The following is a 26,413-nucleotide window of genomic DNA, read 5'->3' on the forward strand; positions in this document are numbered from 1 at the left end:
TTTATGCGGTTAAACGAGCAAAAGTATCATCTAAAGAAGGGGTAGATATTTCGAGATCACGCACACCGTGAACAGTGAGAATGTGACGTGCAATATCATCTGTTGAGGGCGCGTGAACAATGAGATCACACATGTCGCCTGCGCAATCCCACCTCACTGTGAAAGTCTGAGACTGAGGAAGTCTAGCCAAAATATCCCCCACAGTATCCTTATATTCCTTAGGTACACGGGCATGTAAAGTTCGGGTTTGCCCGATACGTCGCAAATCGTGTGTACTCGTATCAGAAACAATCACGCCTTGGCGCAAAATAATTGTGCGCTCAGAAAAATCTTCAACCTCAGCCAAATAATGTGTAGCAAAAATAATTGTGCGCCCTCGATGAGCTTGCGCGTGCATGAGCTGCCAGAATTCACGTCGCGCAGTGGTGTCCATACCTGCTGTGGGTTCATCAAGTATGAGTAAATGCGGGTGAGGAATTAACGCAAGAGCTAAACGGAGACGCTGACATTCACCTCCTGAAAGTTTACCTACATTGCGTTTACGTAGGGCGCTTAGCCCTGTTTCTTCCATAACACGCTCGTAATCCATTGCTTGAGGATGCAGAGCACTAAATAAACGCAGAGTTTGTTCAACCGTGTAATTATTCATTAAGGCACCGCTTTGTTGGACAACTCCCACGAGTGAACGTCGAATGGCTTCGCGGGGACTCATTCCGAAAAGTTCCACATGCCCAGAGGTTGCGCGTTGTAAACCAAGCGCAATATCAATGAAAGTAGATTTTCCTGCACCGTTTTTTCCTAGAAGCGCCACGATGTGACCGCGAGGAATTTCTAATGAAATCCCATCGACTGCTTTTACTGGGCCGAATTGTTTTTTCACATCTACAGCGCGTAAAGCGAGAGTGTCCGGTGTAAAAGATATGTCTGTCATGGGTACTATTGTTGCTTTCATTGGTGCAAATACACAGTGGGCAATGACAGGGATGTTCACATGACATCTGTCATGGGTATTTCGAGGTCTTTGACGGGGCACATAAATGCAAAAACTTCATATTTTATTCTTTTGTGTGCATGTGCTACATAAAAAGTATTAAGATTCAATGGTATGGCCTCATCGAAATAAAAACGCCATCATCGTGCCCCTACGTGAGTGGCACGTATAAATCAATACATGCTGCTCATTCCCACATCCAGAACAGGAGCCCCGCTGATGTTTTCTACGATTTTCACCCCATCAACAACAGCGGTCGCAGGATCTTTACCTGCCACAGCCCTTTTAGGCCTCATCCCCCTTATCGTCTTTTTTGTCATGCTGGGTGTATTCAAGGTAGCGACACACTGGTGTGCTTTAAGTTCCCTACTCGCTTCCATACTTGTAGCAGTCTTTGGTTACACAATGCCGACAACCCTTGCTTTACTGTCAAGCACTCAAGGCGCGGCTTTCGGTATTTTCGTGATCTGTTTTATCGTTGTTGCCGCCGTATGGCTGTATAACTTAACAGAAACATCTGGCCGAGCCGAAGATGTCCGGGCAGTTTTTTCTATGGTAGGTAAAGGGGACTTGCGTATTCAAGCACTCTTAATCGCTGTGTGCTTCTGTGGCCTGATGGAAGGTTTAGCAGGTTTTGGAGCGCCTGTTGCTATTGCTTGTTCCATGCTTTTCGCTTTAGGTATTCCACCACTGAAAGCCGCACTTGTCACAATGGTTGGTAATGCCCTTAATGTTGCTTTTGGTGCAATGGCAATCCCCATGATTACAACCGCTCGTCTAGGCGGAGTAGAAACAGAACTACTGACAGGCACAGGAACACGAATTACGCCACTCTTTTTCATCTGGATACCCCTGGTTATGCTTGCCATGCTAGACGGTAAACGCGCAGTGAAAGACCTATGGCCGCTCGGACTTGTTGCGGGGGCTGGAATGAGTATCGGTCACATCGTGACAGCACAGTACCTGTCATATGAACTAACAGCGGTCGTAGCTTCGTTGCTTTCTTTCGTCCTCGTTGCCCTGATGATGCGTGTATGGAAACCACGCACCCCCGAAGATCAGCGTTCGCGTGTGGACGTCGCCTCAGACCTGACAGCCTCACGTATTTTCTTTGCGCTTTTCCCCTATGGTTTCGTGGTCCTCGTTTTTGCTGCGGCAAAATTATGGCGCATCGGCGTTGACGTACCTGCCATGTTGAAAACAACAGATATTGCTTTCCCCTGGCCAGGTTTAGACGGCCAATTAGCTACCGTTGGCGGCAATATATCAACAGATACAGTTCTGCGACTGAGCACCCTATCATCCCCTGGGACCATGTTGATTCTGTCAGGCTTAATCGTCACACTGGTGTACTCACTGAATGATTCTGCAGGAAAATACCCATTCACATTCCGTCAAGGTATCGCTACACTCGGCACAACCCTGTGGTCCTTACGCATGGCGATTATCACGATCACAGCAGTAATGGCTTTGGCCTACACCATGAACTTTTCCGGCCAGACGGTTGCTATCGGGACACTCCTTGCAACAACAGGTGTTGCTTTCGCTTTCTTTTCACCAATCCTCGGATGGTTAGGGACAGCCGTCACAGGTTCAGCAACATCAGCAGGGGCACTCTTTGCGAATCTGCAAGTCGCAGCAGCCCAACAAACAGGTCTAAGCCCACAGCTCCTGTTAGCAGTAAATGAAATTGGTGGCGGTATCGGCAAAATCGTGAGCCCACAAAACCTTGCAATTGCGGCAACCTCCGTGAAAAATGAAGGATGCGAACCTGAGCTTTTGCGTCGCGCCGCCCCATTTTCTGTGGGCCTTGTGTTTTTACTGGGATGCATTACTGTTCTTGCTTCCACGGGCGTTGCCAGTTTCTTAATTGCACAATAAAACGTATGAGTGCGCCAGAAACTCACGTAATAAATCCTTTTACACGCGCGAACAGCGTGTACGCGAAAGTCCGTCCCGCCTACCCTGACAGTGCAATCGACTACCTGTGTCAAAACGTGAAGCAATTACAAGTCACAGAACATGAAGCATCGCAGGAAACACAGGAGAATACGTCGCTTTTAAGACCAGCACCTTCACATACGCCGGTCGCTATTGACCTAGGTGCAGGCACTGGGAAAATGACGGACCTATTGTGTGAGCGAGGCTTTAGCGTACACGCAGTGGAACCAGCGAAAGCCATGCGTGAACAAATATGCCCCCACCCGCATGTGCGTATTCATTCTGGAAGCGCCGAAAAAACGGGTTTGCCCGATCAGTGTGCAGATCTGGTAGTTGCCGCTCAAGCGTGGCACTGGTTTGACGAAAGCGCAGCGGCGCAAGAAGCTGCGCGTCTACTTAAAACATCGGGTGTATTGGCTATGGTTTTTAATCAAATGGATGTATCACACCCGTGGGTCCACAGGCTCACGCGCATTATGCGTTCAGGTGATGTTCATAGAATAGACCGGCCCCCGCACGTAGGACAAAATTTCACTGCACCACACTTACATGTAGTGAACTGGACAGATACGCTAACTCCCGATCAGCTTATGGCCTTAGGACGCACACGATCTTCATGGTTAAAACAAAATGAACAAGGCCGCCAACGTATGCAAGAAAACCTACGATGGTATATTCACGATCATTTAGGCTATAGCGCACACGATCCGGTGACTTTGCCGTATATGACACTCGTGTGGGTCGCTCAAAAAATCACAGAATAACCTTGCCTTCAAACATGCATCAACATCATTCATTCAGAATCGTTACACGGCAAAAATACTGATGATGAGCGGTAAAAGTACTACCGCAAGAGGTCAGCACGTACTACCCAGAGCAAGGCAATACAAGACATCAGGTTAAAGACACTAAATAAGATTCTTCTTTTCCATGATCTTCATAGCAACCCACCCTATAGGGGCGCGGCCGTAAAAAGTCACCAAACGGTAGAGCAAAGCGATAGAAATAGCCGCAGAAAGCGGCACACCCGTCACCTGTAAACCACCGGTGAGTGCTGCCTCCACCGGGCCAATACCACCGGGGGAAGGAATCACTGAACCTAAAGAATTGGACGCCAAATACGTAATTGAAGCCGTCACAGGATCTAAAGACCAACCCATTGCCAGTGTGCAGGAAATAAAACATGTAATAAATCCGCATACGGTCAGGAGATTTCCCGCAACAACGGTAAACAAACGTTGAGGACGTCCCATTACCCACAATAAGCGGGGGTATACCTGCACCCATTTAGGTTCAAGATGCTGCCACACCCAGCGGCGCAATTTTGGAATCGCCACAATTATCAGCACCGCAATGAGAATCGTTCCTGAAATCGCAATAATTGCACCATAAGGCAAAGAGACAGAAAGTCGTTGCCCACTGAAAAACGCGAGAATCACAAGCATTCCAACAGTAACTAATAACTGTACGATCTGCTGCATGGTCGCAGTGGTCATAGCCGCTGCTGCAGGAACTTTCTGCTTCGTTAAATAACGGATATTAACAGCGGCAGGCCCAATACCAGCAGGAGCCACCAAAGTAACCAAAGAAGCTGCTATCTGCGCGAGGAAAGCATCACGGATACGGACTTTTTCTGCGGTAAGGGCAACAAGAGCGAGAGCGCCTCCAAACCACGTAAGAACAGCACACGCACACGCCACCCCAATCCACAGAGGGTGTGCAGAACGCACAATCTCGATAATGTCCCCAATATTCAAAGAGCTGACAATACCGATAGTTGCAAGGAGAATAACGGCAACCATGATGACACTGCGCGGCGCAAAACGTTGAATATTTGCCAGTTCATTTACAGCAGGAGAGGACGCATCTGCCACGATTGCATCACGCAGATCCTCTAAAATAGTGGACTGACGAACTGCAGCTGAAAGCTGTGAGGGTAAAACTGCGCGTTGAAGGAAAGGCGCACATGCGCGTAATTCATCCGGCCCAATAACGCGCTGAGCTGAAGCTAAAGCAGATTCCACCCCGGCAACCAAAGATAAAGACACCAGTAACTGCGCTACGTCAATACGCATCGTTAAATCACTGGCACCGGCCTCACCCTGTTCCCAGTCGATCAACCATACTCGCGCAGCAGCATCCACAACGATTGAGTCACCACTGACATTACGGTGCGCAATACCTGCCTGATGTGCGCACGCAAGCTGCCGCCAGGCCTCATCAAGAATATGAGAGCTGATAGTCTGCTCGGACATCTCACGCAAAGGAAGCGTCGCAGGCAACACATGGTTAATCAGAAGAACAGAATCGCCCGCCGGCACTATTCCAACAGGCTCCGGCAAGCGAACACCGGCATGATAGGCCGCTAAGGTCGCTAGCATGGACCGTTCCGCAGAAGCTTTTAAGGATGGAGCCACCCAGCGTGTGACACCACGCAGCCGAAGATTATCCCAGATTTGCCGCACAGTTCCAGTAAATTCACGTCCAGGATCACATGAAATAACATCACATACATTCCCGTTTTCATCCCACACACGATAATGACGGTTCTTATCGTGGTGCCATTGGCGTGGCACCACATACTCGGTGTCAGGCATATCAAGAGGGAACTGGCGAAGCTGACCGTTCCTCCCGGGAACAATTGACCACGCGCACAGGGGAACCTCATCTGTTTCCACATCGCAACGAATGAGGCGCAACGGGGAAATACCGATCGAACGCAAAGCGTGGACCAATTGCGGTCCAGTGGCTCGCCTATCTTCACATCCCAGAATCCAACGCGAAGCAGAGCCAACAGCCCGCCCCAGAAGTAAAGAAATGAGGGCGGAGGGTAGCGTAAGCGACAGGCGTACAACCCACAAAAATGAAATAGCCCATAAACCCCACCAGGACCAGCGCACACTGCGCATAGTGGTTGTTTCACCTGCGGCCGTCAAGAATGAAGCCAAAATGACAACAACAATGTTAATGGCAACAGTTGTTGAGGTCACACCCTCCTCATTTATCAATCCAGTGGACACACGTAAAGGAGCAGTCAGTTGATCGGGAAGGAAATTGGTTACCTCTAAAAATGCCCAGCCCAACACCGCCGCAACACCAGAGGTCAGGAGGGTCGCAACAGTTCCCCACAGTCTGCGTCGTAATACGAGCGAAGTAATAACGACAATAGGGGCAACAAGGATGACAAGGCCCTCAAGGAAAGTCACAGGGAGGAGCAAAACATCACGAATAATTTTGAACTGAAGGACATCTTCGGTAACGCCGCGTGTGGTGGAGTTCGCGTAGGCCCCTAAAGTCCACACGAGGATAATTCCGAGAAGCGCGCCGAAAAAATCTACGAGATCTGCGCGGCGACGTGTCCTTTTGACTGTTTGATCGGCAAAAATAATGGGCGTAATAATTGAGGGCTGAGTTTTTTGAGTAATCGAATCTGAGTTTTCGCTGTGCGCACCTGTATCTGTCACGTGTGCTTGTGATACGAACCGTGATGAGGACGTTTCAGGTGATACGGCAGCGCTATGAGAAGGCCCTAAAGCGCAGGGAATAACAGTGTGAGATTCGTGAGGCGTATGAGCGTTCAGAGAATCTGCCGTGCAGCATACGTGATCGGAATGGTCACAGTGGCAGGTCTGCGCATTTTCTGCACGGTCATTGCTGTGCACATTCCCTCCTGCGCCTATTTTCTGTGATGCCTTGATTCAATAATGACAAATCTTGCCCAATAGTGCCGTTAAATATTATGTTTTCACCGAATGTGTTAGCGAAAAGACTAGGCTACCTGCGTATTCTCATAGGAATTGTAGACATCTTGACAAAGAATAAAAGAATACGCAGATGAGTAATCGTGTGAGCATTGCAGACCTGCGTAGGCTTGCTGATTGCATGTACTGTACGATCAGTGTCGCTGTGATATTCGCGCGTAGCATCGTGATGCCAGGGCTTTATCCGGTTAAGGTGAGGTATGTACAGCAGTCCATCGGACAAGGCGGAAGGACACGAGTGATCCATAATCTCATAGCCACGGCCACAACCACAGACCCTTCGTGGTTTGACACATTCATCGGATGGTTCCACAACCCTGAGGACCTGCTGATAAGCATGGGCTCATGGGTTTTATGGGGGACTTTACTGATTGTTTTTATTGAATCAGGAGTACTTTTTCCTGTTCTGCCAGGGGATTCCCTTCTTTTTGCTGCGGGATTATTACATGTCCAATTAGGTCTTGGCCTGCCCGTATTACTGGTTTCAACTTTTGTTGCCGCTTTTTGTGGAGCGCAAATTGGATACTGGATTGGTGCGCGAGGTGGCCGTCGTCTTTTCCGTGATAATGCGCGTTTCCTGAAAACGGAATATCTAGAAAAATCTGAACAATACTTTGCTTCTTATGGTGGGCGTTCCCTAGTGATCGGCCGTTTTATTCCTTTCGTCCGCACATTTATTCCTTTAGCTGCCGGTATTGCACGCTACCCGTACTCACAATTCCTCATATATAACTCTCTTGGCGCAGCCCTGTGGGGTGTGGGTGTGACAATGGCAGGTGCTTTGCTTGGAGGAATCGCATTTGTTCACGATCACCTGTCCATGATTATTTTGCTGATCGTGGCTATTTCCGTTGTCCCAATGATCGTTGAACTGGTTTTACATAAGATACGTGTCCGCAAAAACTCTGACCTTTCAAACGAAAGTGACACAGTTGCCTCATAAGTATGAGTGCCTCATGAAATGGATATGAATGACTCATGATGTTGAGTGAATGGGCGAAACTTCTGCCGCTATACGTCCTAATGTTCATCGTGTCGACTGTTCCGGCACTGGGATGGATGTTCATGATTTTCCGCTCCCGGATCCAAGCCTGGGGCGTGAGCGCATCTGTCACATGGGGGCTGATTTTCGTTGTCGGTATGGCCTATCGCGCATTCGGTATTCCTTTCACACGGCTGACGCTCTTACCGTTTTTAGGCGGTATTTCGTTGCTCGGGTGGGTATTGTGGGCGTGGCGCAAGCGAAAAAAAGCCGCGCATTTCCTATCCGCTACACCCGCCTTAAGGTCAGAAGTATCAGAGCGCAATGCGCTGACCCGTCACAAATCGCAATGGCCGCTGCTGCTTGCTGTGTGTAGCGGATGGCTTATCGCTGCCCTGCCGATGCTTGTGCGAGCAAATCCGCATAATCCCGCTCAACAATGGGATGCGGTTCATCACCTCAACGGTGTGTGGCTCATGCTCGATGTCAACGAAATATCGCCGTGGACTTCACTTGCTGCTTTACGTGGGGGAGCGACATCGTTTTACCCGAATTTGTGGCACACGTTTGTTCTTATTTTTTCAACAAAAACAACGGTCATTGAAGCGGCAAATGTGTCGTCGCTCCTGCTCATGTTTTTGTGGGTTTTAGGTGCCGCTGCTCTTTTACGTACCTTAACAACAGACGTGTCCGTTATCGTCGTTGGCACGATCATGTCCGGCGGTCTTTTGTCGATGCCTGCTGACGCATTGACAATGTATAACCAGTGGCCTCATGCTGCGGGGACGACGCTACTTTTAGGCTTATTGGTTCTGGGAATTGAGGCAGGCAGGAGTATCTCGCACTATTCGCCGCAGATAGGAAAAACGGGTTCGGTGGCGGCCCTTTCTGCTGCAACGCTGGGCCGTCTGACTGCTGTATTTCCGGCACTCATTTTTTCACTTATCGGAGTCACCCTAGCCCACCCCAGTGCGCTTTTTGGGGGAGTTTTCATCCTTTTAGTGCCTTTCCTTTACCACATGCTCACCTATGCATATCGTGCTTTCGATCACGGGTATTTCCTATCGTCAGCCTGCTGGGTTATTGCTGCTGCGCTTTCTGTCCTACTCCCATTGATGGCGCTGGACACGGCGGCCGTTCGCGCAATGGCAGCGTATCCACGTTCAGGCCTAGGATGGGACTTTGCTTTTTCGCGCATGTTCACGCCTTTCCCGCCTTTTAATACGACATGGGGATTTATGGCAACAGTGGCGTGTTTTGGCATCCTCACCCTATGCGGCGCTGTAGCCCTCATTTTTTACCTATACGGGAAAATGAGTGTCGCACGCGCTCAGGCGCGCACAAAAAATCAGGCAGAAAATTCTGAGGCTCCTCAGCCCCTCACAATGCATACGGATGCGGGCATTCATTTTAGTGTGGAGGAACAGGGTAAACCTGTTCAAGAAACGAACGAAACTGATTACGTAAGTACCGGCACTCCGGCACTCGCCACTGATCTGACGTGTTCCGACAGTGCAGAACAAAGTAACAGCGCACCTGAGCCGCAGCTCATACAAGCTGCTGAACCTCCTTTTGTCCGCGCTCGCCCTCACAGATCAGACACCACACTCACGGATATTATGCGCCCGTGGATACTGGGAGCTTTCCTGCTTTTTTCTTTCCTCACGTTCTTGTCATATGCGCCTGACAATGAGCTGCGCACATTCCTCCTTGGCCCCTGGTATAAAGACCCACGGCGAATTATGGCAATTCATGCCTTACTGATGGTTCCTTTAGCTGCCACAGGAATGGTGATCGTAGCCCGTTTCATCAGTTCATATATGACCCCCACTTCAATGGGCCGCCACGTCGCAAGAAAGAAATACTCCTCGCATCAGGTACGCTCACGGCGAGTGGAACTTATTCTTGGTTGCGGTCTTTTACTTGTCACATGCCTGTGTGCTACGGATGCTCGTTTCCGCGCAGTGGACTACGTGTACGACCTTGACAATTTAGGTAAACCAGGGATGGTGACCGCCGGGGAACTGAGGATGTTACAAGCCATGCCGCAAACCCTCCCACCGGATGCCCGTGTTTTTGGTGACCCTATCGCTGGTGCCGCGTATTCAGAAGTTATTGGGCAACGCTACGCTTTCTTCCCGCACCTGAGTTTGGCGAACCTCGATACGTACACGCAAGACTTGCTATCGCAATCATTTAATCAAATCCACACGAATCCGAAAATATGTCAAGCCATTCGAGAACAAAAAATCACGCATTTTTATGAGGAAGCTGACGGGATTTACTACAACTTCACACGTTCTAAACGGCACCCAGGCTTTTACTATGTCGATACCTCGCACGGCTTTGAACTGGTCGATCAGGGTGACACAGCTAAACTGTGGAAAATTACAGCATGTAATTAATCAGGGCTTCTCAGACGCGGGAACAATACTCAAGCCCCAATGCCGCCCCTATTGGAGTGCGGACATGAACAGACAGCGTGACTCCTCCTCGCTAGTGTGGAGGAATGACCACAGACCAAAATCTGACAACACATGTGCCCGGACCTGCACCCACAGGTGAACACCTTCGTATTGCATTTCTTGGTCCATTTGGCACCTTCACCGAACAAGCAGCATGGCAAATAGCGCCCAGTAACGCTGAACTCATACCAATGACTTCAGCACCTGTCGCAATGGACGCAGTACGACAAGGAACAGCTGACCGTGCAGTTGTACCCATTGAAAATTCTATTGAGGGAGGCGTCAACGCTACTTTAGATTCCCTTTCTAAAGGAGCACCCCTGGTCATTGTCGCTGAAATGCTGGTCCCCATTAATTTCCAGTTAGCTGTTCGTGAGGGGACATGTCCCGATCAGATTCGTCGTATTGGTACACACCCACATGCGTGGGCACAATGCCACAATTGGGTGGAAAAAACTTTCCCAGGAGTAATCCACGTGCCGACGACATCAACAGCGGCAGCTGCGGAACTCCTCTCAACGCACGATACAACTTTCGACGCAGCCCTGTGTAACTCTCCTTCTGTGCAACGCTACGGCTTAGAAGCAATGTACCGTGACGTGGCAGATAATTTAGGTGCAGTCACTCGCTTCGTCATGGTGTCGCGTCCAGGTGCTTTACCAGCACCTACAGGTGCGGATAAAACAACTATCCAAGTGGCCTTACCTGTGAATGAATCAGGCGCGCTTCTTACTTTGTTGGAACAATTCAGTGTCCGAGGAGTTGATCTTTCACGTATTGAATCACGTCCCAGTGGTGACGGTTTAGGTAACTACACTTTCAGCATCGACATTGTGGGGCATGTTGCTGAAGAACGTGTGCAGGCAGCATTGGTTGGCCTCCATAGATTCTCACCGGATGTGCGTTTTATGGGTTCGTACCCGCGTGTTGACGGGGTACGAGCAGATGTTCTACGTGGAACTCGTGACGAAGATTTTCACCGTGGTCGCTCATGGGTTAAAAATATTATCCACGGAGGTGACGGCCTCAATATTGATCCCACTGACGCACCTGATTGGCCAATTCGCTGAAAGAACCCGCCCATGAAATGGATACACGTGGCTTGCGCCAGCGCTTCATTCCTTTGTGGTTTTTGTGCGTATAAGTGGTGGAAAAACCGCGGAATAAACGTGCAAAAAAATCAGTGCATCCCACGTGTGTCCACCGCGATAACTAACCATCAGTACAGTCAAGACATGTCGGTGTGGGTTATTCTCAACCCCACGAAAATACGTAGCGTTGAAGCCTTACGCACGCAGGTGGAATCTATTGCGCATAGCTGCGGGGTCACGCATATCCATTGGCTGATGACCTCGCAAGAGGACCCAGGAACAGGGCAAGCTATTGAAGCAGCACAAGCCGGAGCGAATATAGTGATTGCTGCAGGAGGCGATGGAACTGTTCGCGCAGTTGCTGCGGGTCTGGCTGATACGAATGTGCGTATGGGAATCCTGCCCTTGGGGACAGGGAATTTAATGGCCCGTAACCTCGGTATTCCCCTAGATGATGTGGCCAAGGCTTTCAAAATTACGGTCGGAGCAGGGCATCGTCGTGTGGACCTCGGGTGGTTACGAATGGAAGCGCAAGACGCCCCTGCTTTACTGCCTGCCGAAGGAAAGCTAGTTCATCACGCTTACAATATATGGGCGGGCACATCACGAGCACCTGCTCAGCCAGAGGAAATGCCCGCGGATGATGAGTTTTCTTTCCTTGTGATCTCGGGTCTTGGTTTTGACGGGAAAACAATGGCTGACACGGATCCTCAGCTGAAAAAACGGTTCGGATGGATTGCCTACGTGGTGGCTGCTTTGGGTGCTCTTTCGGTGCCTCGTATGAAAGTGAAACTGCGACTACATGAACCTTGTTCCCCTAAAGAAACGCGGGCATCAGCATGGGAAAACGCAGATCCGCATGAGGAAGCTGCAAGTCAAGCGCAAATATATCAAGCTAACAATGTAGGTTTTCAGGAAAAATCTGCAACACGTATTCGCCCAGATGAAGATGTCGATGTGATGGCACGGTGCGTATTCTTTGCGAACTGTGGCCAACTGCCTTTTGTCACATTAGCGGCAGATGCCAGTGTTGATGATGGGCTTATTGATGTGGCAGTAGTTGATACTGTTGCAGGACTGGTTGGATGGGCTAATCTTGCTGGGAAAATTTTTGCTCAAGGTTTAGGCATACGACCGGTCAATACTGCGATGTCATTAGGACGTATCGTTTTCCGTCAGGCACGCGGAGCTGATGTGAGTGTTGACCAGGCTCAGATTGTGCAAGTCGATGGTGATGCTGTAGGCCGTGCGCGACGTATTCATGTGCGTATTCAACGCGCTGCCGTTGATATTGCAGCTCCAGTAGGTAATGGTAGGTTCTGATTTTTGGCGGAAGTGCTGAAATATTTCTTGGTAAAATAACACAAACATCATGTAAGTGACGTGCATATGCCGAGCAGATGCCGCATGTAGGCGGCACACACTCCCATTGACATTATTTGTGGCGGCGTGACGGGATGGTTTGTGGCCTCATATGCGTGATATGCGTGTCATGATGAACGCAAATAACGGGTCTTACCGAAAAGGACATAGGATAAAGACATGATTGATGTGCGTGCTTTGCGAGAAAACCCTGAACCTGCTCGTGCTTCACAAAGGGCACGAGGCGCTGACGTTGACCTTGTTGATCGCATTATTGAAGCGGATGTGGAACGCCGCAGCGCTTTGCAAGAATTTGAGTCTTTGCGTTCCCAACAAAAAGATGTGTCACGTCTGGTGGGTAAAGCGTCACCGGAAGATCGTCCAGCCGTGTTAGCTCAAGCAAAAGAGCTTGCTGACCAAGTGAAAGCCGCTGAAGCACGTTCCAATGAAGCAGCGTCTGAAGCTGACCGTTTAGCGCGACTGCTGCCGAATTTGATTGTGGATGGTGTCCCAACAGGCGGCGAGGATGATTATGTTGTTTTGCGTCATGAGGGGCCGAAAGTACGTGATTTTGTTGCGGAAGGTTTTGAACCAGCAGATCATTTAGCCCTCGGTGAGCGTTTAGGTGCTATTGATGTGAAACGCGGAGCTAAAGTTTCAGGTTCGCGTTTCTATTATCTGACAGGTGTGGGCGCTCGCCTTGAATTAGCTTTGATGACAATGGCGATGGATCAGGCGGTAGCTGCGGGTTTTGTCCCAATGATGACACCGACGCTGGTGACGCCAGCGATTATGGGTGGGACAGGATTCCTGAATGAGCATTCCGATGAAATTTACTATCTGCCGGCAGATGACTTGTATTTGACGGGCACATCTGAGGTTGCTTTGGCTGGTTACCATGCGGATGAAATTTTAGATTTATCTGCCGGTGCGAAACGCTACCTTGGGTGGTCAACATGCTACCGACGTGAAGCGGGTTCTGCTGGTAAAGATACGCGGGGTATTATCCGCGTGCATCAATTTAACAAGGTAGAAATGTTCAGCTATTGCCGCCCTGAAGATGCGCAGGAAGAACACCAGCGTTTCCTTCATTGGGAAGAAGAAATGCTAGCGAAAGTTGAATTGCCGTACCGTGTTATTGATACTGCTGCGGGTGATTTAGGTACTTCCGCTGCACGTAAATTTGACTGTGAAGCATGGTTACCGACACAGGAACGCTGGATGGAAGTAACTTCTACCTCCAATTGCACAACTTTCCAGTCGCGTCGTCTAGGTATTCGTGAACGCCGTGAGGATGGTCAAATGTATCCGGTGGCTACGTTGAATGGTACTTTGGCAACTACTCGTTGGATTGTTGCGATTCTGGAAAATCATCAGCAGGCTGATGGTTCTGTGCGTATTCCTGAGGCTTTGCGTCCCTACCTTGGTAATGTTGAGGTTTTTGAACCTGTGAACTGAACTGAACTGATGTGCTGTTCCTTTGTGGCCGCGTGAACTGTGATTATGTGGCCATGAGGGTCAGGTACGCTGTTAATAATGTTGTGAGGGTTATTGTTCCGTGAAAATACGTGCGAGGGTACGGTAAATCGAGGACATGATATGCGTGCAGTTGTGAGTGCCTCATCTGTGTGAAAGAGAGGGATGGTAAATGTTGAAACGAAACCCTTTCTTGACGCCGCCTCCCTCAGGTGAAAAGCCGCGCCCTTTCCGTGAGGTAGTGGATGATGTTATTGAGAGTTTGCCGCAGGATTTACCAACGGATCCTCAGCAGCTCCTTATTGGGCTTGATATTGATGGGACGTTACTGACACCTACAGGTGCGACACCTCGTGTGCGTAGTTTGTATCGGGCCGTCATTGAAGCAGGGATTCATACGGTTATTGCCTCGGGGCGTACTTTGGGTGCGGTGCGACCTATTGTGTCTCAACTGGGTACGGATACGGGCGTGTCTGTGTGTTCAAATGGTGCGGTTATAGCCCAGTGGGATCCTCATTGTGAGGGCGGGGTGCGTGTCGTTCAGACGTGCGAGTTTCGTGTGGATGAGGTCTGGGATCGCGTGCTTTCTGTCCTGCCGGATGCGATTATTGGCGTGGAAAAAGATGGTGGTTTTTTTATCAGTGATTTTTTCCCAGAGGGGGAGCTGATTGAAGAACACTGGGTGCTTCCCATTGAGCAGTTACGTCAGAAAAAGACTCCAAATCTGGTAGTGCGTGCTCCGCAGATGTCGATTGAGCAGTTTTCTGCCGCATTGGATGATTCTCAGGTGCGTCAAACTCATGAAGTTTTTGTTGGCTGGACGTCGTGGGCAAATATCGGGCCTTTGGGGTGCACGAAAGCGCGTGCTTTAGATGATTTAGCGAGGCAGTATGGTGTGCCTCCGCAGGGAACTATTGCCGTAGGGGATGGGTCGAATGATGTCCCTATGTTAGAGTGGGCGGCTTTAGGCGTGGCAATGGGTGGAGCAGATTCGCAGGTTCGCTCTCATGCGCAACATGTGACTGCTGCAGTGGAAAATGATGGAGCGGCAGCAGTGATGGCGGCTTTATTGTGGCATTGCGGTGTGCCTTTCCCTTCAGCTTAAAACATTATTCAAAGAAGAATACGTACGATGAGATAGACAATCATTTTTGCTGGGAGCGCATTTGTGCTGCTGTTTGCGGCTCGGTATCTACAGCCCGTGGGATAGCTCATCTTGGGTTTGCTGTGGGCGTGTTGTGTGCGGATGTTTCATTGTCCACGCTGGTGCGGGCAGTGCTGATGCGAAGCGAATACTGTAGGAATTTCGTGCGACGCTACCTGATGTGAGGCCAAAAATGATGGTGCTTGGAACCGTGATTCTTAGCGGATATCACGTGCCTGCCCTTGCTTGAATTATGTGTAGTACCCCGCAATGCTGAGTGTCTCGCTGACATATGAGCGTCCAAAAAGGGCGCAATGAACCATCAGCATATGGAGTTGGTGGAGGGGTATTCGTTCACGCCAACCGTCAGCAAGGGGTGAAATTTCGTTATAGGCGGTCCAGATTTTTTCATGATGCGGGCATCCAAAAACAGTGAGTTGAGCGAGGTCTTCTTCGGCATGGTTGCCTTGAGCAGCGGGGTCAATAAGGATGATTCCACTGTCGGTCCACATGATGTTCCCATTCCATAAATCACCGTGAGTGCGCGCTGCCGCTGTTTGGACAAGTGCGGGTTGTGGATGGTCAAAATCATCGTTGCGTAGGCGTTCGCACAAACGCATAAGGGTGTGGATTTCTGTGGATGTAAATACGTTGTCTGTGATGTAGGGCAGGATCCGGTATTCGGCGTAAAACTCTCCCCACGATGTTGGCGCGTGACGTGCTGAAATAATCAGGGGGAGTCGAGCGTGCCCCATCCACCCGTTGTCTTGTTCCCATTGAGGAGGTGGACATCCAAAATGAGATGCCCCTGCCGCGTGAGTGCGGGCGAGTGCGCGCCCAAAATTTTCTGCGGCCTGTGGGTGGGCGGTCACGGTACGCAATGATGGTTCTGTGAGCCAGTCGTGCCCGTGTTCAAGGATCGCAACGATTGTGGCTCCTTGGGCTTCTCGTAGCCATTCAAGTCCAGCGCATTCCCAGGCAATATGGCTGGGGTCGCCGCTTTTGTGTCGCACGTTCACCCTTGTACATTAGCGCGAGTATATGACCTTGACCAGCGTGATTGCAGCAGAGGGCTTTGGAATGTGGAAGCAGATGTGGAACATATGAGCTTTCAGGCGCGTAAGAATGTTATGACCGCGTAAGATCAAACCGATAACATGTAACACCCCTGTACAGGAGGCACCGTGGCCGATAAAAATGCGTATGAGTGGATCCGTGACGGACAAGCCACACTTGGTATTGAATGTGGGTCTACGCGAATAAAGGCAATACTTATCGGACCAGATCATAGTGTTCTTGCCGCAGGTGGACATACGTGGGAAAACACTCTCGTCGATGGTTTGTGGTCGTATTCCCTCACCGAAGTGCATGAAGGTGTGCAACACGCCTACGCCACGCTGGTCGCTGATGTTAATGAAAAGTACGGGCTCACCCCTACGTGCTACACGTCTATAGGTATTTCCGCGATGATGCACGGATACCTTGCTTTCGATGCCCAGAAAAAACAGCTCGTACCATTCCGCACATGGCGTAACGTGTCAACGGGACCAGCCGCCGCCCAGCTCAGTGAGCTTTTCGGCATCAATATACCGATGCGCTGGTCAATTGCTCACCTGCATCAAGCGGTTCTTAATAATGAGGAACACGTCGCGCGTATTGCGTCCATCAACACTCTTGCTGGATATGTTCACGAGCTCCTCACAGGCCAGCATGTCCTTGGCATCGGTGATGCTTCAGGAATGTTCCCCATTGATTCACGCACATACACTTACGACGAACGTTGCCTTGACGCATATGACACGCTCATGGCCGGCGAACCTTACACGTGGAAACTACGTGATCTGCTTCCGCAGGTCCTTGTTGCCGGGCAGGATGCAGGAAAACTCACGAAATCTGGCGCACTGCTTTTGGATCCTACAGGGCAGTTGCAAGCGGGAATCCAGATGTGTCCGCCAGAAGGCGACGCGGGGACCGGTATGGTCGCTACCCACGCAGTAGCTCCTCGGACAGGAAATGTATCCGCAGGAACGTCAATTTTTGCGATGATTGTCCTTGAAAAGGCACTGACTCGCCTTCATATGGAAGTTGATCCGGTGACGACACCTGATGGTTCACCTGTGGCAATGGTTCATTCCAATAACGGTGCTTCTGAGCTTGACGTGTGGGCGAAAGTATTTGCGCAATTCAGCGAGTATGCGGGTATCCACATGTCAATGGAGGATATTTATACTCTGCTGTACACCCGAGCGTTGAGCGGTGCTCCCGATGGTGGAGGGCTGCTTGCTTACAATCTGTTATCAGGGGAACCGGTTATTGGTGTTGATGCGGGACGGCCACTCTTGATGCGCCTGCCGGATGCAGATTTTTCATTAGCTGATCTTATGCGCACGCAATTAATGACAGTATTTGCTCCTATTCGCATGGGAATGAATATTTTAACAGATGAGGGTGTGGAGCTTGATAGGCTGCTTGCGCATGGAGGTATTTTCAAAACAGCGGGGGTTGCTCAAAAAATTCTCGCAGATGCTTTACGTACACCTATTGCCGTTGGGGAAACTGCCGGCGAAGGTGGCGCGTGGGGGATAGCTGTTCTTGCTCGTTACGCGGCTGTGCGCGCAGAAAACCAGACTTTGCTGGAATACCTCGATAATGATGTTTTTGTTGATGAGGATGTCACAGTTATTGAGCCGCATGAAGCAGATGCTGACGCATATGAAAGTTACCTTAGTCGTTATATGCGTGGGACAGCTATTACGCGCACCGCAGCACAGTATTCTTGAGGGCGACCTGTCCTTTGCTCTGTGATGCGGCCTGCCATTGTGTCATGCTGACTGCTCCTGAGCAGGTCCGATGAACTGAGGTTTATAAGTGCGAGTGGCATAACCAGGTGTGAGTGATAAGTGCAGGAAAGCGGGCTAAGCAGAAGATACTGGCCAGTGTAAGGCAGGTAAATTTGTGACCCGCTATTCTCACAGATTCCGTATTTTTTACGGCAGGCAGGTACCCTTAAAGCTATGGGTAAAGCCAGTCGACGTAAAAAAGTTATTCCAAGCGCTCAACGTCCCGCGCCTCGTGCGCCTATTCCTTTCGTGGAACGTCCCTATGAGGGGCTTGCCGTAGAAAAAGAATTGGTTGCTATGCGTGAGATCATTCCGTGCGCCACTATGACCGCCCGCACCACCTCAGAATACGGCAGTGTCGAATTTGATATTGTGACGCTTCTGCCTGAGGGATTCCCAGCGATGATTCGTGCGGATGGTCGAATCCTTATTGGCCTGCAAACGCGAAATAACTCCGGTGATTTGTCGCATGACGCGGGCGCGGCCCTTGTCGCTGCTCTTGCTGCACGTGAACAAGGCGCAGAAGGAACTGTAGCTGCCGATATTCGTGAACCTGCTCCACGGTTGCAAGAACTGGTTGATAACAGTGGATTTGGTCCGATGGAACTGACCGCAGATTATGGGTACTGGTTTGATCCGTCAGCGCAGCTTGATGCGGATACTCAGCGTGCTTTGGAACGTAACCGTGAAGAAGTTATTCCCACTGAAGCTGTTCCTGGGGTGGAGGGAATGTACTGGTGTGCGATGAATCGTCACTTTGTGCGTATCCTGACTGATATTGATGAATCGCGCCTGTTTACTGCGCTTGCACGTTTGCAATTGGCTGGCCGCACGAGGCTTGGTGAAGGTTCGCGTTTCGTTGGGGCTTTCCGTGCGTGCGGTATCGCTATTCCTGTTTTTGAATTGGGTGATGGCGTGACTGCGGCAGATATTGCGGCAGATGCGAAAGTTTTTGCTCAGGCTTTGACGGAAACTGTGGAGAATACGGATCCGCTGACTCATGATGAACGACGGGTACGTCAGGGTCTTATTTCACGGCAGGTCACTATTCGCTGATTTGCATAATTGTCAGATGACTGTGGGTTCGCTGGTTATCAGCGGACCCACACGTTTACACGTCCGTACCCTTTTGGTCTGTAGGTGATCTTTATTTTCGTGATTCTGTTCAATTTTTGAGATAAATACAATAATGTCTTGTTGCGAGCGCTTCGGGGGAATAAAGCAAGAAAAGTTGCTTATATGCTACATCCCATCCTAACAAAGCAGTTATGATGAAGAATCGGCTTGTTACTTTACTGTTCACGTTTTTTCTTTCTGGATGTGCTGCCGTTTAGTTACCGCCCGTCAGTGTTTCTGGGAAAGATATTCCACACCTCACAAGGATTTATGCTGCGGATATGGCAGGGGCTTATCGCAAATCGTAATCGCCTTTCTTTCGAGCGGTGATTTCTGATGGCAAGGTGAGTGAAACAGATGTGCCGGATTGGCGTGGAAGTTCTAGCATGAGAGTGTGAATAGAGCAGGTCAGGCGTACAGAGAAAATGTTGCAGCGCCGCAACGAGTCGCAGCTATTATTCCTGCGCATAATGTGGGACGTGTGATTGCTTCAACTGTTCGTTCATGCCGAGCTATCCCTGGGGTGGACCTCATTATCGTGATTGACGATGCCTCAACTGATGACACTGTGCGGGCTGCGCGGTATGCAGGTGCAGCAGTGGTATCACACACAGTGGAACGCGGTCGCGCTTCAGCTATTGAAACAGGCGTAAAAGTTGCAGCTATGCGTGATCACTCTGACTGGCCTGAACGTTTACTTTTAATACTGTCAGGGGATCTTGGGGAATCTGCTGTCGAAGCAACAATGCTGGTGGAATCTGTCATGTCAGGTATGGCGGATTGTGCGATAGGCACGCCACCATTGGGCGGTGATACGCCACCGGAACATTCTGCCGCACACAATATGGCGCGACGAATGATTCGTTATTTAACGGGCTGGGAGTCGCGTTCACCACTTAAACAAGAACGCTGTTTGACTCGTGAAGCTGTGAATATTGCAATGCCCTTCGAAAAAGGCGCAGGACTCGAATTTGCTTTGGATGTGGATGTGCTGCACGCGGGACTTTCTATTGTGGAAATGCCTTGCGGTTTTGTTCATCATGAGCCTGATGGGACAGAAAGAGATTCGCGGCGTTCAAAAAACCCGTTAGAAGTAATGCTGTCCATTATTAAACGCTGTTTGACTCGACGGCCTTTATTTGCAGGAACTCGTGCAGAACTTAGTTGTGAGCAAGCGGTAGGTACGCCCTATCCTCAGCCAGCCTGCATGCGCGATAAAGAAACTGGCGTATCTGTCGATCATGATTTAGGTGACGCAGAGGATACAAATGCTCCGGGTGCGCAGGCGATATAGGTGAGGCGACCCTTCCAGAGCAGTCACGATAACACGAACGATACAGAGTCATTGTCGAGGTGATTTTTTTAATCGCAAGCTGTTGAGAACAACAAATACTGAAGAAAAAGCCATCGCCGCTGAAGCGATCATAGGATTCAACATTCCAGCAACAGCCAAAGGGATCATGGCGACATTGTAAGCAAAAGCCCAGAAAAGATTTGCTCGGATAATACGCAAAGTATCGCGGGCAATACGCAAGGCTGTAGGTATTCGCCGCACATCCGATGTGACAAGCGTGATGTCAGCAGCGTTATTTGCTACATCCGTGCCGGAACCCATCGCTATCCCTAGCCCGCAATGATGCGCCTGAGCAAGGGCGGCCGCGTCATTCACACCATCCCCGACCATCACAACAACATGCCCATCTTGTTCAAGCTGCTGCACGATACGTCGTTTATCTTCAGGTAACGCATGAGCGTACACGTCACTAATCCCGACCTGATTAGCAACATAGTGAGCAGCTCCCTCGTTATCACCTGTAACCAGTAAGGGGCGTAGCCCTAGGTTTTTCAGTTCAACAATCGTGTCATATGCATGAGCTTTGATGGTGTCACGAATAATAAAAAGCGCCTGAATACTCCCATTACTGAGGTCCTCAGGGAAAAAAAGGGAAGGAGTTTGTGTAAGGTCACTTCTTGCGTGCTCAGCGGAGGTATCAATGTTTTCGTTTGTGTGCCGCGCCTGCACTTTTCCTTGGTATCCAGCGTTTTCAACGACCTTTTCCAGTTCGGCATCACTGTAGGAGCGGGTCAGAGTAAGGGTTGCTGATTCTGTGGCAAGGTTGACGAGTGCGTGAACGCCGTCAAGTTTTCCGAGTTTACGTTCGACACGTCGAACACAAGAAGCACAGGTCATTCCGTGAATACTCATATCAACGGTGGTATGCGTTGCCCTGCTGATGGTTGTGTTTTCGTCGTGTGTAAGGGGAGCTTCCTGCCTGAGGGTGGGGTTTGCCTGCCCGTCAATATGGGCAAGGAAAACAGCGGAAGCTCCTGATTCTTGTGCGCGTTGTGCGTGCGCAGCAAGTTCCTCTGGGATTTGTAGGCCACGTTCAGTGAACCATGAAGGCTGACCAAGAAATGCCCTTGTGTGAGTGTTGTCGGCGGCAATATGAGTAGCGCATACGCCAAAACCAGGATGGTTACTGAAAGCTGTCAGCGGCGTGGGGGTGATGTCTTTTTCTTTCGCTGCCGCCACGATAGCGCGTGCGATGGGGTGTTCGGAAAAAGACTCTAAACCAGCAGCTAATGCGAGGACGTTATCCTCAGAAAGGAGCTTCCCTTCAGGAAGATTGTTTTCCTCAGAAGTGGTCTTTGCCGTATTGAGGTAAATATTTTCTACCGTCATGTGCGCGGTTGTAAGTGTCCCAGTCTTATCGAGGATGACGGTATCGGCGTGCTGTGTGCGCTCAAGAACTTCAGGATGGCGAATCAAAATACCCATATGTGAGGCTCGTCCAGATCCAACAAGTAAAGCCATAGGTGTGGCAAGTCCCAAGGCGCACGGGCAGGCGACAACGATGACAGAAACCGCTGTGACAAGCGAAAATGACAGTGAATGGCCGACAAAGAGGTGGCCGCAGAACGTAAGGGTCGCAATCAGTAGGACCACGGGAACAAAAATACTGGATACGCGATCAGCAAGTCGTTGTGCGGGGGCTTTTTCTGTTTGAGCTTGAGCTAATATTTTCCCCATGCGTGCAACATCAGTGTCATTACCTACCCGAGTTGCTCGTACAAGGAGGGTCCCCCACGTGTTAATTGTTGCTCCGGTAACGCTGCTGCCGGGGTGAACATCGACGGGTAATGATTCTCCAGTGAGCATGGAGGCATCAATGGCTGAGAATCCGTCAATAACAATACCGTCGGCGGCAATTTTTTCGCCGGGCCGTGTCAGGAAGGTATCTGCGACACGCAGTTGAGCTATTGGAATACTTTCTTCAGAGCGTTGCCCGTTGCCGGGATCAATGGTGATACGTGTGGCGCTGTGTACTCCCATATCAAGTAGCGACCGCAAAGCATCCCCGGCCTCGTGTTTTGCACGTGATTCCAATGTGCGCCCAATGAGGAGGAAACACACAATGGTTGCAGCCGCTTCAATGTATATGTAGTGGGAGTCTGAAGGGGCTGACAGGAAAGAAGCCCACCCCATGTGCATACTGTGTGCATGCGAGGTGCCAAGGAGCAGTACGGTCCAGCTCCACACGGTTGTAACGATCACTCCAAGCGAAACAAGGGTGTCCATTGTTGTTGATCCATGCCGCCCTGCTCGCCATGCCGCGCGATGAAAAGGCCAGGCCGCCCATGTCACGATTGGGAGTGACAGGAATGCCACGGCCCACTCGTAATAGTCGAATTGAAAAGCCGGAATCATTGACAGTGTGACAATGATGAGGGTAAGGGGGATAGTGACCCATAGGCGTGTATGGAGTGAATGGGTTTGCGGCGATGAGGGTGAAGGCATAGGTAAAGACGCGCTTTCGTGGGCCGTGTGCCCTAGATTTACGTACTGTCGGTGGAGGTTCGTGCGAGCCAGTGTCTGCGCGAGAGTTCCTTAGAAGTCCCTGTGGATACTGACGAGTTCAAAACCTGCTTCTGTGACTGCTTCTTGCAGGGCTTGGTCATCAACACCGTGGTCGGTGACGACGGTGACCTGTGATGTGCCACCGGAGTTCAGGATAACTTCGATGTTGAGGACCCCGGTCACGTCTTCAAGTTCTTCGGTAATAGAAGCAACGCAGTGGCTGCATGTCATACCGGTGACGTGGAGGACGACGGTTCGATCAATAGGCATGGTGTTTTCCTTTTCTGTGTCAGGATTTGATGAGGCGGGCAATAGCTTGGGTAGCTTCTTCTACTTTTTCACGCCCAGCTTCTTCGGATTCTTTTGCTGCTTGTACAACGCAGTGGGCAAGGTGGTCTTGGAGGAGGGCAATAGCAACTGAGTCGAGTGCGGACTGTGCGGCGGAGATTTGTGTGAGGATATTTATGCAGTAGGTGTCCTCAGAAATCATGCGTTGGAGTCCGCGCACTTGACCTTCAATACGTCGTAAACGGGTGAGGTATTGGTCTGTTGATTGCGTGTAGCCGCTCATGCTGTTCCCTTTAGTTGGTGCTCACCATGTAGAATACCCCTAGGGGGTATATGTGTCAATGTTTACGCTTCTTGTGCTTACACAAAGACTCATAGATTTAACCTATGAAACACACAGTAATGATTCCGCCCGCACCTCGCAGATATCCTCCTCGACAATCCACACCCCTATATTCCAGACCCCAGCAAAACACCACCCACTGATATAGCTCCTGAAAAACGTGACTCTTTCACGGATAATCAGAAATAAGAGCAGACAAAGGCACTACCTGTGCCCGGCCTTATCCTTTGTGGAAGAACAAGTATGGCTACACGCAGACGACGATCACCTTTCTACACGCCTCGACGTATCCCCCACGCCGTCGCAGCACGCACAGCCGGACTTAAATTAGCGCCACTGGTCCCACAACTGGCTCTCGCAGGAGCCACCACACTGATCGCTGACTACGCGATTGTTCCTGAAAATCTGCGAGCCACCCTGCGCACATGGGCTTCACAGCTAGGCGACGATATTAGCGAGCACTCCCAACGTATTTTCTTTGACGACCCGGGACTGGACACCCTTTTAATCCGTGGAATCAGCCGCACTTCAGCTATCGTCACAACGCTTATACGAACATGGCTGATGACAACAAAAACTTTAGGAACAGACCGCGACGGCCGGGCAGCCCGTACACTGCCGCTTTTACCACGACGCGGATATGACTCATTCATGACATTCATGCTGACTACAGGAACTGCAGTCGGACTTTTACGCGGCGGGCACGTACACACCGCGACCACTTACGATTCAACCCAACCCGACAACGACGACCCATCCGCAGAACATGTGCGATCTGACGTTGGACGTTACCTTACCCCCCACACGCTGACAGACCTGGCGCATGACATCAGCGACCTGTACTGGTCTGACACTCAGGGCACAACCATAAAAATTACTCAAGTAGGCGACGAAATGTCACGCCGATGGATTATGTCGCTGCCGGGAACAGACCACGTGGACTGGGAAAGCACGCCTAACCCAGCCGACACGGAATCAAATATCCGTGAAATCCTTGGCTTACCTTCCGCAATGCGTACAGGAGTCTTGCGCGCCCTGCATGAAGCAATGAAAAAAGCAGGAATCCCAGAACACGAATACCACAAAGAAAAAGTGCTGATTTGCGGACATTCCCAAGGCGGAATGGTTGCGGTCGCTTTAGCTTCACGTGAACCCGTAGAAATGGGAGTCAATGTCACAGGGATCCTGTCATTAGGCACCCCAGGGCGACGATTCCGTATACGGCCCGATGTCGTTATGGTTGCGGTGGAACACGATCAAGACGTTGTTCCCAGTATGGATGGAACACCGGCGCGCGCCCCAGATCACAGAGTCGTTGTGGGACGTAAACTGGTGCGTCCACGTCATAACCCTTTGTATTACGCGCACTCATCTACAACCTACGCTCAAACTGTGCGTTTACTGGAACGTAAAGTAGATATTGCGCCGTGGGGGAAAGTCGCGCGAACTGTAGAAAAATTACGCCAATTCTTACCGCAACCGGGCGAATACACTCGCGTAACAATTCATGAGATTTGGCAAGAGGTCCGCGAACCTGCGCATAACAGCAGGTGGGATACGTTTTTGCGTCTTGAACGCAGCACACTTACCCCTGTGGACTATGAAGAAACACTGGTCCCGCAACGACAAGGAGGTCGTCATGAGCACACCTGAGCCTCATTCCTACATATGGGCTGCTTTGAAGAAAAGCACAGAAGAACTCCTCTCACGTTTACCGTCGCTTGAAACAGGCAACGCTCGCTCTAATGTGCCCGGTGATGCTCATTCGCGCAGGTTTAGCGGCACACAGCATCATGCCTCTGGTCAGGCGTATCCACGAGTGAGCCAGCACACCGGTATGAATATGCATAAACGTGTCCCGCATATTGCTCATCCGCTGACACTTGGCACGCTGAGTGTACTTGCCCTAGGCACGGGAGCGGCCTTTGCTTCTTTACGTTCCTCGCGGCGTACAGGCAGGTCAGAACGTATCAGCGCGTATTTGGAAAACAGTATTGCCTCAGCGCAATTAGGTGAAGGCATTTCTGTGGAGGTGCTGGCACTCCAAGTGCGTGAAGGTTTCGGTAAACCCGATCTCATCAGTGTGGATATTGTGATTCACAGGCAAGGCCGCATGAATGATTCCACTGATTCCTTTGCAATGGAAAAATCTACGCAGGAGCAACAGACAGGGAGTATTCCTGCAGTTCTTGCGCCTATTGATGCTGATAACGTGCCTATTGGCGCTGATACTGGACAGGTGTCACAGGATGAGTGCGCAGGAGGACCTAGCCTTGCCTCTCAATTACTTCCCCCTCAATCAGAGGAACGGATGACCCGGCATGAGGAATTGACAGAGGAGGAAATCCACGCCGCTCATGTTGTTTTACGTAGCTTATGGGACAATCCAGAAATCGCCCCCGTATCCATATGCTTACGTGTACGTGAACAGTGCGACGGCAAGTTACGTGCCAGTTGCACGGATTTAGGGTGTGAAACGGGTATCGTGCAGCCTACGCAGTTGTATGAATTTTTTGGTGCTCCCGCTTCAGATCGTTTGTGGCACCCGTAAGGTAACCGCTAGCATCCGCACGGTGCCCGCAAAACAGCCGTTAAGTCACCCAAGGTAGGTGTCAGGCATCCCGCTAGGTACGGGTTAAGTGCCCGCAAAGCATTTGTAGGGTAGTTACAAACCAGTGACGTAGTGGTGCAGTGAAGCAGTGATGCCTCAGGCGGGCAGCTCAAACCGATGTGTGGAGGACCTAAAACAAGTGC

Annotated in this window: 19 protein-coding genes; 13 read left to right on the plus strand and 6 right to left on the minus strand. The window is 50.4% G+C overall.

Features of this window, described 5'->3' with window-relative positions; translation table 11 throughout:
• Position 1 precedes the first annotated feature (1 nt).
• On the minus strand, positions 2-931 hold the full coding sequence (locus LRP57_RS06780; protein ID WP_231205761.1) for an ABC transporter ATP-binding protein: 930 nt from the start codon (positions 929-931) through the stop codon (positions 2-4).
• A gap of 279 nt (positions 932-1,210) precedes the next feature.
• Between LRP57_RS06780 and LRP57_RS06785 the strand changes: the two genes are divergently transcribed.
• Together LRP57_RS06785 and LRP57_RS06790 are read left to right on the plus strand one after the other, a co-directional pair.
• The gene (locus LRP57_RS06785) at positions 1,211-2,872 is read left to right on the plus strand and encodes an L-lactate permease (RefSeq protein WP_231205762.1); all 1,662 of its coding nucleotides are present in this window, start codon (positions 1,211-1,213) and stop codon (positions 2,870-2,872) included.
• Between the two features lie 5 nt (positions 2,873-2,877).
• The gene (locus LRP57_RS06790; protein ID WP_231205763.1) at positions 2,878-3,696 is read left to right on the plus strand and encodes a class I SAM-dependent methyltransferase; all 819 of its coding nucleotides are present in this window, start codon (positions 2,878-2,880) and stop codon (positions 3,694-3,696) included.
• Between the two features lie 144 nt (positions 3,697-3,840).
• Here the strand turns inward: LRP57_RS06790 and LRP57_RS08340 are convergent, their stop codons facing one another.
• Positions 3,841-6,594, minus strand: coding sequence for a lysylphosphatidylglycerol synthase transmembrane domain-containing protein (locus LRP57_RS08340; protein WP_231205764.1), 2,754 nt, complete (start codon positions 6,592-6,594; stop codon positions 3,841-3,843).
• A 436-nt stretch (positions 6,595-7,030) separates the two neighbouring features.
• On the opposite strand from LRP57_RS08340, the gene LRP57_RS06800 reads away from it, so the two are divergent.
• From LRP57_RS06800 to LRP57_RS06825, 6 genes are all read left to right on the plus strand, one after another.
• On the plus strand, positions 7,031-7,636 hold the full coding sequence (locus LRP57_RS06800; RefSeq protein WP_331274747.1) for a DedA family protein: 606 nt from the start codon (positions 7,031-7,033) through the stop codon (positions 7,634-7,636).
• A gap of 80 nt (positions 7,637-7,716) precedes the next feature.
• Entirely contained in the window at positions 7,717-10,080 is a 2,364-nt protein-coding gene (locus tag LRP57_RS06805) for a DUF6541 family protein (protein WP_331274748.1), read from the plus strand.
• Positions 10,081-10,202: 122 nt separating this feature from the next.
• Positions 10,203-11,210, plus strand: a complete 1,008-nt coding sequence (pheA, locus tag LRP57_RS06810) for a prephenate dehydratase (RefSeq protein ID WP_231205807.1) — start codon at positions 10,203-10,205, stop codon at positions 11,208-11,210.
• Between the two features lie 165 nt (positions 11,211-11,375).
• Positions 11,376-12,554 (plus strand): diacylglycerol/lipid kinase family protein, encoded by a 1,179-nt coding sequence (locus tag LRP57_RS06815; protein WP_231205766.1) that lies wholly within the window; start codon positions 11,376-11,378, stop codon positions 12,552-12,554.
• 219 nt (positions 12,555-12,773) lie between these two features.
• The gene (gene serS, locus LRP57_RS06820; RefSeq protein ID WP_231205767.1) at positions 12,774-14,051 is read left to right on the plus strand and encodes a serine--tRNA ligase; all 1,278 of its coding nucleotides are present in this window, start codon (positions 12,774-12,776) and stop codon (positions 14,049-14,051) included.
• A 190-nt stretch (positions 14,052-14,241) separates the two neighbouring features.
• Complete coding sequence (locus LRP57_RS06825) at positions 14,242-15,174, plus strand: HAD family hydrolase (RefSeq protein WP_231205768.1); 933 nt, start codon at positions 14,242-14,244, stop codon at positions 15,172-15,174.
• Positions 15,175-15,464: 290 nt separating this feature from the next.
• Here the strand turns inward: LRP57_RS06825 and LRP57_RS06830 are convergent, their stop codons facing one another.
• On the minus strand, positions 15,465-16,226 hold the full coding sequence (locus LRP57_RS06830; protein WP_231205769.1) for a fructosamine kinase family protein: 762 nt from the start codon (positions 16,224-16,226) through the stop codon (positions 15,465-15,467).
• Positions 16,227-16,397: 171 nt separating this feature from the next.
• Between LRP57_RS06830 and LRP57_RS06835 the strand changes: the two genes are divergently transcribed.
• The 3 genes from LRP57_RS06835 (at position 16,398) to LRP57_RS06845 (ending at position 20,463) form a co-directional block, all read left to right on the plus strand.
• Complete coding sequence (locus LRP57_RS06835) at positions 16,398-17,993, plus strand: xylulokinase (RefSeq protein ID WP_231205770.1); 1,596 nt, start codon at positions 16,398-16,400, stop codon at positions 17,991-17,993.
• 234 nt (positions 17,994-18,227) lie between these two features.
• The gene (locus LRP57_RS06840; protein WP_231205771.1) at positions 18,228-19,109 is read left to right on the plus strand and encodes a DUF5926 family protein; all 882 of its coding nucleotides are present in this window, start codon (positions 18,228-18,230) and stop codon (positions 19,107-19,109) included.
• Positions 19,110-19,563: 454 nt separating this feature from the next.
• Positions 19,564-20,463: a glycosyltransferase family 2 protein gene (locus LRP57_RS06845; RefSeq protein WP_231205772.1), complete on the plus strand. Its 900-nt coding sequence runs from the start codon at positions 19,564-19,566 to the stop codon at positions 20,461-20,463.
• Positions 20,464-20,511: 48 nt separating this feature from the next.
• On the opposite strand, the gene LRP57_RS08300 is transcribed toward LRP57_RS06845, so the two are convergent.
• The 3 genes from LRP57_RS08300 to LRP57_RS06865 form a co-directional block, all read right to left on the minus strand.
• Positions 20,512-22,968: an HAD-IC family P-type ATPase gene (locus LRP57_RS08300; RefSeq protein ID WP_269213868.1), complete on the minus strand. Its 2,457-nt coding sequence runs from the start codon at positions 22,966-22,968 to the stop codon at positions 20,512-20,514.
• A gap of 90 nt (positions 22,969-23,058) precedes the next feature.
• On the minus strand, positions 23,059-23,298 hold the full coding sequence (locus LRP57_RS06860; protein ID WP_231205773.1) for a heavy-metal-associated domain-containing protein: 240 nt from the start codon (positions 23,296-23,298) through the stop codon (positions 23,059-23,061).
• A gap of 19 nt (positions 23,299-23,317) precedes the next feature.
• The gene (locus LRP57_RS06865) at positions 23,318-23,599 is read right to left on the minus strand and encodes a metal-sensitive transcriptional regulator (protein ID WP_231205774.1); all 282 of its coding nucleotides are present in this window, start codon (positions 23,597-23,599) and stop codon (positions 23,318-23,320) included.
• A 303-nt stretch (positions 23,600-23,902) separates the two neighbouring features.
• On the opposite strand from LRP57_RS06865, the gene LRP57_RS06870 reads away from it, so the two are divergent.
• Positions 23,903-25,312 carry an alpha/beta hydrolase gene (locus LRP57_RS06870; protein ID WP_231205775.1) on the plus strand — a complete coding sequence of 470 codons (1,410 nt, stop codon included), beginning with the start codon at positions 23,903-23,905 and terminating at the stop codon, positions 25,310-25,312.
• The gene (locus LRP57_RS06875) at positions 25,299-26,210 is read left to right on the plus strand and encodes a hypothetical protein (protein ID WP_231205776.1); all 912 of its coding nucleotides are present in this window, start codon (positions 25,299-25,301) and stop codon (positions 26,208-26,210) included. Before LRP57_RS06870 ends, LRP57_RS06875 begins: the two co-directional genes overlap by 14 nt.
• Positions 26,211-26,413: the final 203 nt, after the last annotated feature.

Origin of the sequence: Schaalia sp. lx-260 (assembly GCF_021083645.1) — a bacterium.
Lineage (GTDB): Bacteria > Actinomycetota > Actinomycetes > Actinomycetales > Actinomycetaceae > Pauljensenia.